The sequence below is a fragment of the Nocardioides sp. dk884 genome, assembly GCF_009557055.1.
Taxonomy (GTDB): domain Bacteria; phylum Actinomycetota; class Actinomycetes; order Propionibacteriales; family Nocardioidaceae; genus Nocardioides.
In genome coordinates this window covers 2,478,761-2,495,539 of record NZ_CP045649.1, presented here as the reverse complement: position 1 = coordinate 2,495,539, position 16,779 = coordinate 2,478,761, and the positions used below count along the sequence as shown (strand labels likewise).

General features: G+C 73.5%; 17 protein-coding genes. 8 read left to right on the top strand and 9 right to left on the bottom strand.

Annotated features, from left to right (window positions below; genetic code table 11):
• Positions 1-36: 36 nt before the first annotated feature.
• The 4 genes from lipA to lipB all read right to left on the bottom strand — a co-directional run bounded on the left by lipA (position 37) and on the right by lipB (position 3,832).
• Positions 37-978, bottom strand: coding sequence for a lipoyl synthase (gene lipA, locus GFH29_RS12065; RefSeq protein WP_153323947.1), 942 nt, complete (start codon positions 976-978; stop codon positions 37-39).
• A 62-nt stretch (positions 979-1,040) separates the two neighbouring features.
• Complete coding sequence (locus GFH29_RS12060; protein WP_153323945.1) at positions 1,041-2,030, bottom strand: hypothetical protein; 990 nt, start codon at positions 2,028-2,030, stop codon at positions 1,041-1,043.
• Entirely contained in the window at positions 2,027-2,995 is a 969-nt protein-coding gene (locus GFH29_RS12055; protein WP_153323943.1) for an ABC transporter ATP-binding protein, read from the bottom strand. Before GFH29_RS12055 ends, GFH29_RS12060 begins: the two co-directional genes overlap by 4 nt.
• Positions 2,996-3,097: 102 nt before the next feature.
• A complete protein-coding gene (gene lipB, locus GFH29_RS12050; protein ID WP_153323941.1) occupies positions 3,098-3,832 on the bottom strand; it encodes a lipoyl(octanoyl) transferase LipB in 735 nt (244 codons plus the stop codon).
• A 96-nt stretch (positions 3,833-3,928) separates the two neighbouring features.
• On the opposite strand from lipB, the gene GFH29_RS12045 reads away from it, so the two are divergent.
• A complete protein-coding gene (locus tag GFH29_RS12045) occupies positions 3,929-4,492 on the top strand; it encodes a hypothetical protein (protein WP_153323939.1) in 564 nt (187 codons plus the stop codon).
• Here the strand turns inward: GFH29_RS12045 and GFH29_RS12040 are convergent.
• From GFH29_RS12040 to lpdA, 4 genes are all read right to left on the bottom strand, one after another.
• Positions 4,455-5,357: an alpha/beta fold hydrolase gene (locus GFH29_RS12040; protein WP_228387898.1), complete on the bottom strand. Its 903-nt coding sequence runs from the start codon at positions 5,355-5,357 to the stop codon at positions 4,455-4,457. The two genes, GFH29_RS12045 and GFH29_RS12040, sit on opposite strands and share 38 nt — an antisense overlap.
• Positions 5,317-6,222, bottom strand: coding sequence for a TIGR01777 family oxidoreductase (locus GFH29_RS12035; protein ID WP_153323936.1), 906 nt, complete (start codon positions 6,220-6,222; stop codon positions 5,317-5,319). The genes GFH29_RS12040 and GFH29_RS12035 overlap by 41 nt, the downstream gene beginning before the upstream one ends.
• A 123-nt stretch (positions 6,223-6,345) precedes the next feature.
• Complete coding sequence (sucB, locus tag GFH29_RS12030; protein WP_153323934.1) at positions 6,346-8,103, bottom strand: 2-oxoglutarate dehydrogenase, E2 component, dihydrolipoamide succinyltransferase; 1,758 nt, start codon at positions 8,101-8,103, stop codon at positions 6,346-6,348.
• Positions 8,104-8,144: 41 nt separating this feature from the next.
• Positions 8,145-9,524 (bottom strand): dihydrolipoyl dehydrogenase, encoded by a 1,380-nt coding sequence (gene lpdA, locus GFH29_RS12025; RefSeq protein WP_228387455.1) that lies wholly within the window; start codon positions 9,522-9,524, stop codon positions 8,145-8,147.
• Positions 9,525-9,650: 126 nt separating this feature from the next.
• Between lpdA and GFH29_RS12020 the strand changes: the two genes are divergently transcribed.
• Positions 9,651-10,016, top strand: a complete 366-nt coding sequence (locus tag GFH29_RS12020; protein ID WP_228387454.1) for a hypothetical protein — start codon at positions 9,651-9,653, stop codon at positions 10,014-10,016.
• A gap of 90 nt (positions 10,017-10,106) precedes the next feature.
• Positions 10,107-11,417, top strand: coding sequence for an HNH endonuclease signature motif containing protein (locus tag GFH29_RS12015; protein ID WP_153323930.1), 1,311 nt, complete (start codon positions 10,107-10,109; stop codon positions 11,415-11,417).
• 228 nt (positions 11,418-11,645) lie between these two features.
• Here the strand turns inward: GFH29_RS12015 and GFH29_RS12010 are convergent, their stop codons facing one another.
• A complete protein-coding gene (locus GFH29_RS12010; RefSeq protein ID WP_153323928.1) occupies positions 11,646-13,163 on the bottom strand; it encodes a leucyl aminopeptidase in 1,518 nt (505 codons plus the stop codon).
• Positions 13,164-13,205: 42 nt separating this feature from the next.
• Between GFH29_RS12010 and gcvT the strand changes: the two genes are divergently transcribed.
• The 5 genes from gcvT to GFH29_RS11985 are packed head-to-tail and all read left to right on the top strand — an operon-like array spanning position 13,206 to position 16,759.
• Positions 13,206-14,330, top strand: a complete 1,125-nt coding sequence (gene gcvT / locus GFH29_RS12005; protein ID WP_153323926.1) for a glycine cleavage system aminomethyltransferase GcvT — start codon at positions 13,206-13,208, stop codon at positions 14,328-14,330.
• A 2-nt stretch (positions 14,331-14,332) separates the two neighbouring features.
• On the top strand, positions 14,333-14,590 hold the full coding sequence (locus GFH29_RS12000) for a hypothetical protein (protein WP_153323924.1): 258 nt from the start codon (positions 14,333-14,335) through the stop codon (positions 14,588-14,590).
• A gap of 29 nt (positions 14,591-14,619) precedes the next feature.
• Positions 14,620-15,462, top strand: a complete 843-nt coding sequence (locus tag GFH29_RS11995) for a PhzF family phenazine biosynthesis protein (RefSeq protein WP_153323922.1) — start codon at positions 14,620-14,622, stop codon at positions 15,460-15,462.
• A gap of 9 nt (positions 15,463-15,471) precedes the next feature.
• Entirely contained in the window at positions 15,472-16,281 is an 810-nt protein-coding gene (locus tag GFH29_RS11990; protein WP_153323920.1) for a thymidylate synthase, read from the top strand.
• A gap of 13 nt (positions 16,282-16,294) precedes the next feature.
• Entirely contained in the window at positions 16,295-16,759 is a 465-nt protein-coding gene (locus tag GFH29_RS11985) for a dihydrofolate reductase (RefSeq protein ID WP_267128517.1), read from the top strand.
• The last annotated feature ends 20 nt before the right edge of the window (positions 16,760-16,779 follow it).

Genomic DNA, 16,779 nt, shown 5'->3' with positions numbered 1-16,779 from the left:
GTTCGGCCCTGGCCGACGGACGGGTGCCGCTCGGGGTCAGGCCGAGGCGCCCTGGCGGGCGTCCATCGCCTGACGGTACAGGCGTCCGGCGCGGTACGACGAACGCACCAGCGGGCCGGACAGCACGCCGGAGAAGCCGATGTCCTCGGCCTCCTCGCGCAGCTCCACGAACTCCTGCGGCTTGACCCAGCGCTCCACGGGGTGGTGGCGCAGCGAGGGTCGCAGGTACTGGGTGATCGTGATCAGCTCGCACCCGGCGTCGTGGAGGTCCTGCAGGGCCTGGCTGATCTCCTCACGGGTCTCACCCATGCCGAGGATCAGGTTGGACTTGGTGACCAGGCCGAAGTCGCGGGCCTGGGTGATGACGTCGAGGGAGCGCTCGTAGCGGAACGCGGGGCGGATCCGCTTGAAGATCCGCGGCACGGTCTCGACGTTGTGGGCCAGCACCTCGGGGCGCGACTCGAAGACCTCGCGCAGCAGGTCGGGCTTGCCGTTGAAGTCGGGGATGAGGTTCTCCACCCCGGTGCCGGGGTTGAGCTCGTGGATGGCGCGCACGGTCTCGGCGTAGAGCCAGGCGCCACCGTCGGGGAGGTCGTCGCGGGCGACGCCGGTGATGGTGGCGTAGCGCAGCTCCATCTTCTGCACCGACTCAGCGACCCGGCGGGGCTCGTCGCGGTCGAGGGCCTGGGGCTTGCCGGTGTCGATCTGGCAGAAGTCGCAGCGCCGGGTGCACTGGTCGCCGCCGATGAGGAAGGTCGCCTCGCGGTCCTCCCAGCACTCGAAGATGTTGGGGCAGCCGGCTTCCTGGCACACGGTGTGCAGGCCCTCGGACTTCACCAGGCCCATCAGCTCGGTGTACTCCGGGCCCATCTTGGCCCGGGTCTTGATCCACTCCGGCTTGCGTTCGATCGGGGTCTCCGCGTTGCGGACCTCGAGTCGGAGGAGCTTCCTGCCTTCGGGTGCGGGCGCCTGAGTCACCCCCTTACTGTACGCCGCGCGCCTCACCCGCCCGCGATCGGCGCGGACGCCGGGCGGGCGGCTCACGGGACGTCGCGGCGCCGGTGCGAGCCGAGGGAGGCGGCGCCGATCCCGAGCGTCAGGACGCCGAGGTAGCCGGCGCCCTGGGCGAGGCTGAGGTCGCGCTCGCCGCTGCAGTCCACGCCGGCGGGCACCTGGGCCTGGTCGCACGCAGGCGGTACGTCGACGTAGTAGGTCGTGCCGTTCTGGACCACCGCAGCCAGGTTGTTGTCCGGCGTCCATCGACCGCCGAGGCCCAGCGCCGCCATGAGCAGGCCGCCGGCCAGGACCACGGCGAACAGGATGCCGATCGTGGCGACGGTGCTGCGGAACAGCATGGTCAGGGCGAACCCGAGCAGCGCCGCAGCCGCCGCGAGCGCGGCCCCGCGCAACCCCTGCTCGAGGCCCTCGCGCAGCAGTCCGTCGGGGATGGCGAGGTCCCGGCTGCGGGCCACGGCGTACAGCGAGAGCCACCAGCCGGTGGCGACCACCGCGGCGAGCGCGAACATGGTGCCGGTGACCGCCGCCGCCTTGGCCAGCCAGACGCGGGTACGCCGGGGCTCGAAGAGCAGCTGGTTGCTCATCGATCCGCTCGCCCAGTCATGGCCCGCGAACGTCGCCCCCGCGAGCAACGCGATCCCGCCGAGCACCAGGATCACGACCAGGCCGTTCTCCTCACGGTCCTGGTCGAGGTCGAGCACGGGCGGGCCGAACCACTGGGGCTGGGGGAGGATCCACTCCTCGCAGCTCGCGACCGGGTCGTCGCCGGGCTCGACGCCCCACTCGTCGGGGTCGGCCACGCACTTCGCGAGCTGGCGCTGGGTGGACTTGCGGTCGGTCTGCTCCGCGATCATCTGGTCGATGCGCGCCTGCTCCTGCGCCGACGGGGGCCGGGTGTCCCAGACCCGGGCCAGGCCGATCGCCGCGGGGATGACGAAGGCGAGCGCGACCAGGGCCACCACGGCGCGCCGCCAGCGCAGCCGGGTGAGCTCCACGCGGATCAGGCGCATCATCGGACCGCCTCCTGTGCGGGCGTGACGTAGCCGGTCGTCGAGGTGTCCGGGCCGTCGAGCGAGGCGCTCGCGGTCAGGTCGAGGAAGAAGGACTCCAGGTCGGGACGCAACGGGGTCAGCTCGGTGAGCCAGATGCCCGCCTCGGCGAGAGTGCGGGTGAGGGCGGCGGGGTCGTCGGACTCCACCCGGAGCGAGCCGGTGGCCTCCGGAGTCACGCTCACCCCGGCGCTGCCCAGCGCGCGGGCGGCGGCGGTGGGGTCCGCGGCGGCGACGCGGTACGCCGTACCGCTGCCGAGCAGGTCGTCCACGGTGCCGGAGGCGAGCAGCCGACCCTGGCCGATGATCGTGGCCGAGGTGCAGACCTGCTGGACCTCGGCGAGGATGTGGGAGCTCAGCAGCACGGTCACGCCGGCGTCGGCGAGGGTGCGGATGGTCTCCCGGATCTCGCGGATGCCGGCCGGGTCGAGGCCGTTGGTGGGCTCGTCGAGGATCAGCAGGTCGGGCTTCTTCAGCAGGGTTGCGGCGATCGCGAGGCGCTGCTTCATGCCGAGGGAGTAGGACTTGAACCGGTCCTTCTCACGACCGCTGAGCCCGACGGTCTCCACGGCGTCGTCCACGTGGCTGTCCGGCACGCCGATCGAGCGCGACAGCAGCAGCAGGTTGCGCCGTGCGGAGAGGTTGGGGGAGAACTTCGGGGACTCCACGACCGCGCCGATCCGGTCGATCACCGCCGGCAGGCGCCGGGGGACCGGTTCGCCGAACAGCCGCATCTCCCCGCGGCTGGCGCGCGCCAGCCCGAGCAGCATCCGGATCGTGGTGGTCTTGCCCGACCCGTTGGGGCCGAGAAAGCCGTGCACCCCGCCGGCGGGCACCGCCAGGTCCAGGTCGTGCACGGCGACGCGCACGCCGCCGCGCCCGCGGAACTCCTTGCGGAGCCCGGAGGTCTCGATCACCAGCTCGCTCACGGGCCTGCCCTTCGTCACCGGGCCCGGTCGGCCCGTGGTGATCAAAGCAGCGCGCACCGACGGGCTGCGGCACCCACGCCGGAGGTCTGGACCGCGAGCCGGTCAGCTGCCGCCGGGGGTGAGCAGCTGGATGCGGGGCGCCTTGGCCGGGTCCGGGCGGGGCTCGTAGTCCGGCGTGGCGTCGTACGGGCCCCAGGCGAGGAGGTCGGCGACGTGGCGGCGCACCAGCGGCAGCACCTCGGCGACTGGGACGTCGCGGCCGAGCTCGGCGCTCAGGGAGGTGACGCCGGCGTCGGCGATGCCGCAGGGCACGAAGCGGGCGTACCAGTCGAGGTCGACGTCGCAGTTGAGGGAGAAGCCGTGCATGGTCACGCCGCGGCTGACCCGGATGCCGATCGCGGCGATCTTGCGCTCCGGGCCTCGGTCGTCGGCGCGCAGCCAGACGCCGCTGCGTCCCGGGACCCGCGCGGTGGTGACGCCGAGGTCGCGGCAGACCCGGATCAGCGCCTCCTCGACGCGGCGTACGTAGTCGACGACCTTGACGTGGTCGGGCAGCTCGACGATCGGGTAGCCGACCAGCTGGCCGGGACCGTGGAAGGTGATCTTGCCGCCGCGGTCGACGTCGATGACGGCGGCGCCGCCGGGGTCGAGCGGCCGCTCCTCGGGAAGGGTGCGCTTGCCGGCGGTGAAGACCGGCGGGTGCTCGAGGAGCAGCACGGTGCCGGGCTGCTCGCCGTCGACGACGCGGGCGTGGACCTCGCGCTGGAGCTCCCAGGCCGCCAGGTAGTCGATCGCGTCGGCCCCCAGGCCGGCCTCCTCGAAGTGCAGCTCAGTCACGCGCCGAGCCTACGCCGTGGCGCGGTGCGGCCCGGGCCTGGCCGTGCCTGTGGACGAGCGTTGCGCGCGGAGGCCGCGAGCCGGTAGGAACCACGGATGAGGTCTGCGCGCTGGCTCCCGATCCTGCTCGTGGTCGTCGTGCTGCCGCTGCTCGTCGGCACCGCCGTGGTCGTCGTGGCCGAGTCGCGCACCCGCGGCGAGAGCGGCGATACGGCCGCCCTCGGGGAGGGGACGGTGCCCTCGGAAGACGTCGTGCTCCCGCGCACCATGGCCCGTGAGGTGCTCGCCGACTGGGACGCTCGCCGTGCCGAGGCGTGGGCCGCCGGCGACGCGGTGGCGCTGTCGGGGCTCTACGTCCCGAGCAGCGTCGCCGGGCAGCGCGACGTCGAGATGCTGGTGGCCTGGACCCGGCGCGGGCTGGTGGTCCGTGACCTGCGCACCCAGCTGCTGCGCCTCGACGTACGCCGCGCGGGGCCGGAGCGGCTGGTGCTCGACGTGACCGACCGGCTCGCCGGCGGCGTGGCCGTGGGGCCCGGGGTGCGGCAGGCGCTGCCGGGGGACCGGGCCTCGCAGCGGGTGATCGTGCTGCGTCGCGCCGGCGAGCGCTGGCAGGTGGCCGCGGTCAGGGGCGCGGGTGCACCCGCGCCAGCCAGTCCGTGAGGGTCGGCACGATGACGCCCGGGTGGCGGGCCCAGCGCAGGTGGTCGACCTCCGCGAAGCCCATCGCCACCGGATCGAGGTGGACCCGCTCGACGTGGGCGCTCGGGAACCGCCCGGCCAGGTCGTCGACCGAGGCCGGGGGCGCGAGCTCGTCGCCCTCCAGCGACACCGACAGCACCGGCAGCGCGGTGCTCGCCATCGCCCGGCCGTGGTCGCGGCGCGGCCGGCCGAAGACGAAGCGGCCGGTGCGCGCGAGGCGCGCCCAGTCGGTCATCTGGGTGCGCGCCTCGCGGCCGGCGAAGCCGAACCGGTCACCGGGGAAGTGGCCCAGCAACCGCGCGATCAGCGGCACCAGCTGGGTCATCGCGAGCATCCGCGGTGAGAACACCCGCCAGTACGGCGTCCCGGACGCGACGTGGATCAGGCCGGCCAGCCGCTCGGGGCGGGCGGCGGCCTCCACCGCGGCCAGCTGGCCGCCCAGGCTGTGGCCGAGCAGGTGGATCGGGGCGCCGGGCAGTCGCGCGGCCAGCGTGGTGACCGCGCGGTCCAGGTCGTCGACGAGGTCGGCGTAGCCGAAGTCGCGGCGTCGTCCGGCCGGCTCGCCGCCCTCCTCGTGGCCCCTCGCCCGCGCAGCTCGGTCGCGGCGGCGGTGACGCCGGCGGCCTCCAGCGCGGCCAGCAGCCGCAGGTAGTAGCGCGAGCCGAGCCCCATCGCCGGCACGACCAGCACCGCGGGCGCGCCCTCGGCGGCGGGGCGCAGGGTCAGGTGGAAGCAGGTGCCGTCGGGACGCTCCACGCGCAGCCGCTCGGGAGCCCTCGTGGTGCTCACGAGGCCGCCAGCCCGGTCGCCAGCACCGATGCCACATCGGGGTCGTGGAACTCATAGCCGCTGTCGAGCAGCTTCGCGGGCCGCACGTTGAGCGACCCGAGCAGCTCGGGGGCCATGCCGCCCGCGCCGAGGCGCAGCAGCGGGCCCGGGACGAGGGCGAGCGCCGGGCGGTGCAGCTGGGCGGCGAGCTCGCGGGTGAACTCGGCGTTGGTGGGCGGCTCGGGACAGGTGAGGTTGACCGGCCCGTCGAGGTCCGGGTGCTCCGCGGTGTGCACCACCCCGCCGACCCAGTCGCGCAGCGAGCACATCGCCATGTGCTGACGCCCGTTGCCGAGGAAGGCGCCGAGACCGGCGCGGAAGAGCGGTACCAGCGGGCGCAACGGCGCGGCGCGGCGGTCCATCACCGGCGCCGTCCGCAGCACCACCACCCGGGCGCCGGCGTCGACCGCCGGCTGGGCGGCAGCCTGCCAGACGCGGGTGACCCGGGTCAGCAGCGCCTGGCCGCGGCTGTCGGAGGCTTCGGTCAGCTCGTGCTCGCCGTGGTCGCCGTAGTAGGAGATCCCGTTGCCGGCCAGGAACGCGGGTCCCCGCCCGGCGCCGGCGCAGTCGGCCACCGCGCGGGCCAGCACGTCGGTGGAGCGCACCCGGCTCTGCTCCAGCTCGCGCGCCCAGCGCCGGGAGTGCGGGTTGCCGAGGGTGGGGGAGCCGGCCAGGTTGACCACCACGTCCGCGGACGCGACGACGTCGCGGTCGAGGGTGCCCGCGCCGGGGTCCCAGGTGGACTCACCGGGGCCGGTCGCGGGACGGCGTACGAGCGCGGTGGTGCGGTGTCCGCGGCGATCCAGCTCGGCGCGCAGGTGGGTGCCCAGGAAGCCGGAGGAGCCGGCGATCACGACGTGCATGGGCTCAGCGTGCCATCCGGGCCCCCCGAAATGCGCGAGTCGGCGCGGACGTCGGGACTGCCCACGTGCCGAAGCCGTGGAGAGCACCCGTCGTCCGCGCCGACTCGGCGCGACCGGTGAGGATCAGATGTCGAAGACGCCCGCCTCGAGACGCTTCTTCACGTCGCTGAGGAAGCGGCCGGCGTCCGCACCGTCGACCAGGCGGTGGTCGTAGGTCAGCGCGAGGTAGACCATGTGGCGCACCGCGATGGTCTCACCCAGGTTGGGGTCGTCGATCACGACCGGGCGCTTGACGACCGCGCCCGGGCCGAGGATGGCGACCTGCGGCTGGTTGATGATCGGGGTGTCCCACAGGGCGCCGACGCTGCCGAGGTTGGTGATGGTGAAGGTGCCGCCACCGAGCTCGTCCGGGCCGATCTTGTTGGTGCGGGTGCGCTCCGCGACGTCGGCGATCTTCTTGGCCAGACCGGCGATCGAGAGGTCGCCGGCGTCCTTGACGACCGGGGTCAGCAGGCCCTTGTCGGTGTCCACCGCGAACGCGACGTTCTCGCGGTCGTAGTAGGTCACCTCACCGGCCTCGGCGTCGATCGTCGCGTTGAGCTTGGGGTGCTGCTTGAGCGCGTCGACCGCGGCCTTGGCGAAGAACGGCAGGTAGGTCAGCTTGACGCCCTCGCGGGCCAGGAAGTCGGCCTTCGCGGCGTCGCGGAGACGGGCGACGTTGGTGACGTCGACCTCGACCACCTGGGTCAGCTGCGCGGAGGTGTGCAGCGAGTCCAGCATGCGCTCGGAGATGATCTTGCGCAGGCGGCTGATCTTCTCCGTGGTGCCGCGCAGCGGCGACGGGGTCGCCGAGGCAGCGGCAGGCTGCTGGGCGCCCGACTGCTGCGGGGCGGCAGCGGCCGGGGCGGACGCCTGCTTGGCGGCGGCCGCGGCGTCGAGCACGTCCTGCTTGCGCACGCGCCCACCGACACCGGTGCCGGTGATGCTGCCCAGGTCCACGCCGTGCTGCTGGGCGAGCTTGCGCACCAGCGGGGTGACGTAGCCGTGGCCGTCGCCCGAGGCGGCGGGGGCGGCGGCGGGAGCGGCGGGCTTCTGCTCGGGCTCGGGCTTCTTCTCGGCCGGGGCGGGCTTCTGCTCCGGCTCGGGGGCCTTCTCCTGGGCGGGCTCCGGCTCCGGCTCCGGCTCGGGCTCGGGCTCCGGCTCCGCGGCGGGCTCGGGCTCGGGCGCCTTCTCCTCCGCGGGAGCGGCACCGGCGTCGCCGATGATCGCGAGCTCGGCGCCGACCTCGACCGTCTCGTCCTCCTCGGCCTTGATCTCCAGCAGGGTGCCGGCGATCGGGGAGGGGATCTCGGTGTCGACCTTGTCGGTGGAGACCTCGAGCAGCGGCTCGTCGACGGCGACCTCGTCACCGACCTGCTTGAGCCAGCGGGTGACGGTGCCCTCGGTGACGGACTCGCCCAGGGCGGGGAGGGTCACCGGGGTGCCGGAGCCACCGGTGGACTTGGTCTCGGCGGCCGGCTTCTCGGCCTCCTCGGCGGCCGGGGCGGGCTCCTCGGCGGCGGCGGGCTCCTCGGCCTTCTCCTCCTCCGGCTCGGGCTCCTCGGCGGGAGCCTCCTCGGACTCGGAGCTGCCGGCGGACTCGCCCTCGTCGCCGATGAGCGCCAGCACGGCGCCCACCTCGACGGTGTCGTCCTCCTGGGCCTTGATCTCCAGCAGGGTGCCGGCGATCGGGGAGGGGATCTCGGTGTCGACCTTGTCGGTGGAGACCTCGAGCAGCGGCTCGTCCACCGCAACGGTGTCACCGACCTGCTTGAGCCAACGGGTGACGGTGCCTTCGGTGACGGACTCCCCGAGTGCCGGGAGGTTGACTTCGGTGGCCAATGGAGGTTCCTTCGCTCGCGTTCTCTTCGATGTGGGTGGTGTCAGGAATGCGTGTGGAGCGGCTTGCCGGCCAGGGCGAGGTGTGCCTCGCCCAGCGCCTCGTGCTGCGTGGGGTGGGCGTGGACGAGAGGCGCCACGTCTTCGGGGTACCCCTCCCAGCCGTGGATCAGCTGGGCCTCGCCCACGAGCTCGCCCACCCGGTCGCCGACCAGGTGGATGCCGACGACGGGACCGTCGGCGCGCCGGATCAGCTTCACGAACCCCTGGGTCTTGAGGATCTGGCTCTTGCCGTTGCCCCCGAGGTCGTAGGTGAGGGTCTCGATCCCGTCCTCGCCGTACGCCGCGCGGGCGGCGTTCTCGTCGAGGCCGACCGAGGCCACCTCGGGTGAGGTGTAGGTGACCCGGGGGATGCCCGCCTCGTCGATCGGGCGAGGGTCGAGCCCCGCGATGTCCTCGGCCACGAAGATGCCCTGCGCGAACCCGCGGTGCGCGAGCTGGAGGCCGGGGACGATGTCGCCGACGGCGCGGACGCCGTCGAGGTTGGTGCGGCAGCGCTCGTCGGTGAGCACGAAGCCGCGCTCCATGGCGACGCCCTGCTCGTCGTACCCGAGTCCGTCGGTGCGCGGGCCGCGCCCGACGGCGACGAGCAGCAGCTCGGCCTCGATCACCTCGCCGCCGGCCACGGTGACCGCGACCCCGGTGTCGGTGTGCTTGACGCTCTCGAAGGCGGTGTCGGTGCGCACGGCGATGCCGCGCTTGGTGAAGGCGCGCTGGAGGGCCTTGGAGGAGGCCTCGTCCTCGCCGGCGACGAGCCGGGGGAGCGCCTCGATGATCGTGACCTCGGCGCCGAAGCTGCGCCACACGCTCGCGAACTCGCAGCCGATCACGCCGCCGGCGAGCACGGCCACCGACGACGGCACACGGTCGAGGGAGAGCGCGTGGTCGGAGGTCAGGACCCGCTCGCCGTCGACCTCGAGGCCGGGCAGCGTGCGCGGGTAGGAGCCGGAGGCGAGCACGACGTGTCGCGCTGCGTAGGTGGTGTCGCCGACCGTGACCTGGCGCGGGCCGGTCAGCCGGCCGTGGCCCTCGATCACCGTGATGCCGCGGCTGCGCACGAGACCGGTCAGGCCGCTGAACAGGCGCTTGACGACGCCGTCCTTGTAGGCCTGGACCCCGGCCATGTCGATGCCGTCGAGCGAGGCGCGCACGCCGAACTGCTCGGCGTGGCGCGCGGAGTCGGCGACCTCGGCGGCGTGCAGGAGGGCCTTGGTGGGGATGCAGCCCTGGTGGAGACAGGTGCCGCCGACCTTCGACTCCTCGACCACGGCGACGCTCAGGTCCAGCTGCGCGGCCCGCAGGGCGCACGCATAGCCACCCGAGCCTCCGCCGAGGATGAGTACGTCGTAGTCGGTGTCGGCCACCGTGTTCCTTCCGTGAGTGCCGCGCGAGCGGGGCCCCATCTTCGCACCTTCCGCCACGCTGTCCACACCGGGTCGCGCGGGGCGAACTGCTCCGCAAGTGCGGTGCGAGCAGGCAGACTGTGCCTCATGGGTCTGATGGATCGCTTCCGCCGCCGCTCCGGTGGCCGGATGAGCAAGCCGGCAGCGGACGGGTTCCGCACCGGCTCGACGAGTGTCCGGGCAGCGAGCAAGGTCGACGAGGAGCACCTGCGCACGTGGGTCACCGCGCGCCGCGGCGTCGAGGGGTTCGTCGAGCCACGGACCGCCGTCAGTGACGTGACGCTGCTCCTCGTCGCCCACGACGGCGAGTGGACGCGCCGCCGCGTCCCCTCCGTCGACTGGGCGCACCGCTTCTGCAACACCTTCCAGGTCCCGTCGTACGACGCCGCCGTCGTCGGCATCCCGCAGCGCATGCGCGACTACAACCGGCGCCGGAAGCAGCAGGGTCTGTAGCCGCTGGTCCCGGCGGGGCGCGTCGGTTTCTTTACCTTCCGAGGGCGCGCACGGCCTTTCGATCGAACGCGCGTTCGAGTAGAATGAGGCATGGCCGACCACGAGCTCCCCGACTGCGACACCCCAGCTGCCGTGCTGGCGTTCGCACAGTCGCAGCGGGCTGCGGTGCAGCGGGCGGAGTTCCTGGTCCTAGAGGCGGCGCTGGCGTGGGCGGCGATGCACCCAGCCGAGTCGGTCTCGACGCAGACACCGACCGTCGGGTGGATCTTCGGCGAGGTGGCGGTCCCGCTCGGGGGTGAGGGGACGCCGCTGGTCGCGGAGTTCGCGCCGATGGAGCTGGGCGCCGCGCTGGGCATGTCGACGGACTCGGCCCGGGCGCTGGTCGGGTCCGCGCTCGAGCTCGCGCACCGGTTGCCGCGGACCTGGAAGCAGATGAAGGCAGGCATGGTCCCGGTCTGGAAGGGCCGCCGGCTCGCGCAGCTGACCCTCTCGCTCCCGCCCGACGGTGCCGACTTCGTGGACCGCCAGCTCGCGGGCGGGCTCGGGAAGGTCGGCTGGGCCACCATCGAGCGGCTCGTGGACCAGGCCCGCGTGACGTTCGACCCCGAGGGTGCCGAGAAGCAGCGCCGTGAAGCCGCTGATGGACGCCGCTTCGACGTGCACACCCGTGAGGCGACACATGACGGGACCGTGCGGGTCGAGGGCGAGCTCGACCTCGCCGATGCGCTCGATCTGGACACCGCGATCCGCCAGGGCGCGGAGGAGCTGGCTGCTCTGGGCGCGACGGAGTCGTTGGACGTCCGACGGTCGATGGCGGCCGGTGAGCTGGCCCGGCGTCAGCTCGCCCTGGACCTGACGGCCGAGGCGGGTGTGGGCGCCGCGTCGGTGGTGAAGCCCCGGCAGGTCGTCATCCACGTGCACCTGTCGCACGCCGCGATCTCCCGCGACGAGGCCGGCATCGCGACGGTCGAGGAGACCCGCTCCATCGTCTCCACCGAGCAGGTCCGCGACTGGTGCAGCGGTGACGCCCAGGTGACCATCAAGCCGGTCATCGACCTGGACGCCCATCACCACACCGACGCCTACGCCGTCCCCGACCGCCTCACCGAGCAGACCCGTCTCACCCAGCCGGTGTGCGCCTTCCCGTGGTGCGAACGCCTCGCCCGACGCTGCGACACCGACCACGTCGTCGCTCACGGCACCGACCCGACACGCGGCCCGACGTGCTCGTGCAACCTCGCCCCGCTCTGTCGCCGACATCACCGGGCAAAGACCCACACGAGTTGGACCTACGACAAGACCGACGCCGCGACGTACCTCTGGCGCTCGCCCCACGGGCTCCACCTCGTGAAGGACCGCGGCGAGACCCGGCTCGTCACCGCGCACCCGCCCGACGAGTAGGTCCACCGCCCCGGACCCCGCCAGCTTCCTCCTGGCGGGGTCACGGTCATGCCAGGCGTCGCTTGGGAGGGGTATCTCGGCCGGCTCGCCGGGTGTCGACGGCCTCGACCAACCGAAGACCGCGCTCGACCGCGAGGTCGGTTCCGTGGCGCGTCCAACGGCGCGTCTCGACAAGCTCGACCAGCGGACACGCCCGCGTCCGACCGGCGGAGACCCGGCGGGCTGGGGTCAGTGCTTCCGGGTGGCCAGGGCGCGGGCGTAGTCGACCAGGGTGGCCACGGCGAAGCCGGTGCCGCCGGAGGTGACGTGGCCCGAGGGGCCGCCGGAGGTGTAGGCGGGGCCGGCGATGTCGAGGTGGGCCCAGGGGAGCCCGGCGGTGAACTCGCGCAGGAAGGCCGCGGCGTACAGCCCGCCGCCCCAGCGGATCCAGTCGTGCTGGGCGAGATCGGCGATCTTGGAGGAGTGGATGCGCTCGTCCATGATCTCGGGGATCGGCATCGGCCAGACGTCCTCGCCGGCGCTGGCGGCGGCGGCGCGCACCTGCTCGACGATCTCGGGGGAGCCCATCACGCCGGCGACCTTGTCGCCGAGGGCGACGACCATGTGGCCGGTGAGGGTGGCGACGTCGACCACGACGTCGGGCTTCTGCTCGGTGGCCCGGACGAGCGCGTCGGCCAGCACCAGGCGGCCCTCGGCGTCGGTGTTGAGGATCTCGACGGTGGTGCCGCCGTACATCCGCAGCACGTCGCCGGGGCGGGTGGCGGAGCCGGAGAGCATGTTCTCGGCCATCGGCACGAACGTGCTGACGCGCACCGGCAGGCCGAGGCGGGCGATCGCGACGGTCGCCTGCACGACGGCGGCGGCGCCGCCCATGTCGGACTTCATCTCGTGCATGTTGGCGGCCGGCTTGATGCTGAGGCCGCCGGAGTCGAAGGTGATGCCCTTGCCGACCAGCGCCAGGTGGGTGGTGGCGCCCTTGGGGGTGTAGCTGATCTCCACCAGTCGCGGGGGCGCGTCGGAGCCGGCGCCCACGCCGAGGATGCCGCCGCAGCCGAGCTCGGCCAGCCGCTTCTCGTCGAGCACCGTCACCGACAGCTTCGGCGCACCGCGGCCGCTGCCGATCTCGTTGAACGCGGTCTCGACGGCGTCGGCGAACGCCGGCGGGCGCAGGTCGCCGGGCGGGGTGTTGACCCAGTCGCGGCAGGTGGCCACGGACTCGGCGACCACCTGGGCCTCCTCGAAGGCCGCCTTCACCTCGGCATCGCGTGCGTCCGGGGTGAGCACGACGACCTCGCCGGGGTGCTCGCTCGCGGTCTCCTTCGCGGAGTCGGACTTGTACGCCGTGAACGTGTAGCCGCCGAGCATCCAGCCCTCGGTGACGGCGCGCACCAGCGCGGGGGAGTCCGCGGGCAGCGCCACCGCGACGGAGGCGGAGTTGGGCACCGCGCGGGCGGCGGCGCCGGCGGCGCGGCGCACCTGGACCGGCGTCGGCTCCTTGCCCAGGCCCACCAGCACGAGAAGCGGCGCGGTGATGGTGCCGCCGGTCGGGATCCGGGTGATCTCCCCGGCGCCGCCCTTCACCGCCAGGCTGGCGAGCAGCGGCGAGAGCTTGCGGCCCCATGCCGACGCGACGTCCTCGCCGCCGGGGGCGAGCTGCACCCCCTTCGGCGTCTGCACGACACCGACGACGACAGCGTCGCAGCGGGTCTTGGCGGGACTGGCCTTACGCAGCGTGTACGACGTCACGGTTGCAGGCTAACCGGTGGCCGTCGACGGTAGGTTGACGCCATGGTCGGAACCACTGCGCCGCTGCTCAGGTCCCCGCTGCACGAACGCCACACCGAGCTCGGGGCGAAGTTCGCCGAGTTCGGCGGTTGGTTGATGCCGCTGGAGTACCCCACCGGCGTGGTCAAGGAGCACCAGGCGGTCCGCACCGGGGTCGGCCTCTTCGACGTGAGCCACCTGGGCAAGCTCGTCGTGCGCGGCCCCGGCGCCGCGGCGTACGTCAACTCCGTGCTCACCAACGACCTCGACCGGATCCGTCCCGGTCAGGCGCAGTACACGCTGTGCTGCGAGGACGCCACCGGCGGGATCGTCGACGACCTCATCGTCTACCTCCGTGGCGAGGACGAGGTGCTCCTGGTCCCCAACGCGTCGAACTCCGCCGAGGTCGCGCGCCGCCTGGCCGAGCACGCGCCTCCCGGGGTGAGCGTCCTCGACGAGCACCGCGACCACGTCGTGCTCGCCGTGCAGGGCCCGGAGTCCGACGAGGTGCTGACCGAGCTCGGCATGCCCGTCGGCCACGACTACATGTCCTTCGCGATCGCGCCGTTCCGCGGTGAGCGGGTCGTGGTGTGCCGCAGCGGCTACACCGGCGAACGCGGCTATGAGCTCATCGCGCCGTATGCCGTGGCGGTGCCGCTGTGGGACGCGCTCCTGGACGCCGGGCACCGGCGCGGCATCGTGCCCTGCGGGCTGGGCGCGCGCGACACGCTGCGCACCGAGATGGGCTACCCGCTCCACGGCCAGGACATCACCCTCGACACCACCCCGGTCCAGGCCCGCCTGGGCTGGGCGGTCGGCTGGGACAAGCCGTCGTTCTGGGGTCGCGAGGCGCTGCTCGCCGAGCGCGCCGCCGGCCCGAGCCGTGTGCTGCGCGGGATCGTGTCCTCCGGGCGCGGCATCCCGCGTCCCGGGATGGCTGTCTCGGAGGAGTCCGACGCCTCCGGCGCCTCGATCGGTGCGGTCACCTCCGGCACGTTCTCCCCGTCGCTGCGCAAGGGGGTGGGCCTGGCCTACCTCCCGCCGCAGGTCAAGGTCGACACCGAGGTCGGCGTCGACGTCCGCGGTCGCCGCGAGGCCTTCGTGGTGACCAAGCCCCCGTTCGTCCAGCCGTCCGTGCGAGAGGTGTAGCCGTGTCCCTTCCCGACCAGCCCCCGACGTTCCGCGCCCCCGTCCCGGCCGAGCAGCCGTGGTGGTGGCGCCCCGAGGACTCCAGCGGCGCCGAGGTGAGCCTCGAGGGCGAGCTCGCCGGTCAGCGCTTCGAGAGCCAGGCCGACGCCGAGTCCTGGGTCGGTGAGATCTGGGCCGACCTGGCCGCCGCCGGCGTCGACGCGGTCACGCTCTTCGAGCACGACCGTGCGGTCTACGGCCCGATGTCGTTGCACCCCTGAGCGAGCGGCGGCTGGGTACGGTGCCGGGCATGCACCGCTTCCGCCAGGTCGACGTCTTCTCCTCCGCCCCGCTGCTCGGGAACCCGGTCGCCGTCGTCCACGACGCCGACGACGTCAGTGACGCCGACATGGCGGCGTTCGCGCGCTGGACCAACCTGTCCGAGACCACGTTCCTGTTGCGCCCGACCGAGCCGGGCGCCGACTACCGGCTGCGGATCTGGACGCCGGGGGGCGAGCTGCCGTTCGCCGGGCACCCCACGCTCGGCAGCGCGCACGCCTGGCTCGAGGCCGGCGGCGTACCAGCGGGCGAGGACCTGGTGCAGGAGTGCGGCGCGGGTCTGGTGCGGATCCGGCGCACCGACCGGCTGGCCTTCGCGGCCCCGCCGCTGATGCGCTCCGGCCCGGTCTCCGACGCCGACCTGGCGCGGATCGCCGGCGCGCTGCGCATCGACGTCGCCGAGATCGTCGGCAGCGCCTGGATCGACAACGGCCCCGGCTGGGTCGGGATCCAGCTCGGCGACGCGACGGCGGTGATCGGCCTGCAGCCCGACTTCGCGGCGTTCGGCGACCTCAAGATCGGCGTCGTCGGCCTCTACCCGCCCGGCGCGAGCGACGCGGAGATCGAGGTGCGCGCGTTCTGCCCCGGCTACGGGATGCCTGAGGACCCGGTCACCGGCAGCCTCAACGCCGGGCTCGCCCAGTGGCTGGCCGGCTCCCGCCTGCCCGCGTCGTACGTCGCCTCGCAGGGCACCGCGCTGGGCCGGCGCGGCCGGGTGCACATCGAGACCGCCGAGGACGGCACCATCTGGGTGGGCGGCGACACGGCGACCACGGTGGACGGCACCGTGCTCCTGCCCGGCGCCGACGGCTAGGCTCGCGCGGTGCGCGCCTACCTCGACCTCGTCCAGCGCATCCTCGACGAGGGTGTGGAGAAGTCCGACCGCACCGGCACCGGCACCCGGTCGGTCTTCGGACACCAGATCCGCTTCGACCTGACCGCCGGCTTCCCGCTGGTGACCACCAAGAAGGTGCACACCCGCTCGATCTTCGGCGAGCTGCTGTGGTTCCTGCGCGGCGACACCAACGTCGCGTGGCTGCACGAGCGCGGCATCTCGATCTGGGACGAGTGGGCCGACGAGAACGGCGACCTCGGCCCGGTCTACGGGCGGCAGTGGCGCTCCTGGCCGACCCCGGACGGCGGCCACGTCGACCAGATCGCCCAGGTCGTCGCCCAGCTGCGCGCCGACCCCGACTCGCGCCGCCACGTCGTGTCGGCCTGGAACGTCGCCGACATCCCGTCCATGGCGCTGGCGCCGTGCCACACGATGTTCCAGTTCTACGTCGCCCCGCAGGCCGACGGCCCCGGCCGGCTGTCGTGCCAGCTCTACCAGCGCAGCGCCGACGTGTTCCTCGGCGTGCCGTTCAACATCGCCTCCTACGCGCTGCTGACCCACATGGTCGCCCAGGTGACCGGCCTCGAGGTCGGCGACTTCGTGCACACCTTCGGCGACGCCCACCTCTACAGCAACCACCTCGAGCAGGCCCGCCTCCAGCTCACCCGCGAGCCGCGGCCGCTGCCGACACTGCGCCTCGACCCCGCGGTGACCGAGCTCGACGCCTTCGACCTCGAGCACATCACCCTCGAGGGCTACGACCCGCACCCGGCGATCAAGGCCCCCGTTGCCGTCTGAGCGGCCCCGGGTCGTGCTGATCGCGGCCGTCGCCGACAACGGCGTGATCGGCGCGGACGGCACGATCCCGTGGCACCTGCCGGAGGACTTCGCCCACTTCCGCCGTACGACGCTGGGCCACGCGCTGATCATGGGGCGCGCGACGTACGACTCGATCGGGCGCCCGCTGCCCGGGCGCACCACGATCGTGCTCACCCGCGACCGGTCCTGGTCGGCCGAGGGCGTGCTCGTGGCCCACGGCCTCGACGAGGCGCTGGCGCTCGCGGGCGAGCGCGGGCTGACCGCCTACGTCGCCGGGGGAGCGGCGGTCTACGCGCTCGCGCTCCCCGTCGCCGACGAGCAGGTGCTCAGCGAGGTGCACCTGCGCCCCGAGGGCGACACCCGCTACCCCGACTTCGACCGCGCGCAGTGGCGCGAGAGCGCCCGCGAGGCCCACGACGGGTTCGACGTGGTCCACCTGGTGCGCGTGCACGGCTGAGCCACCGGCCTGCCAGAGTG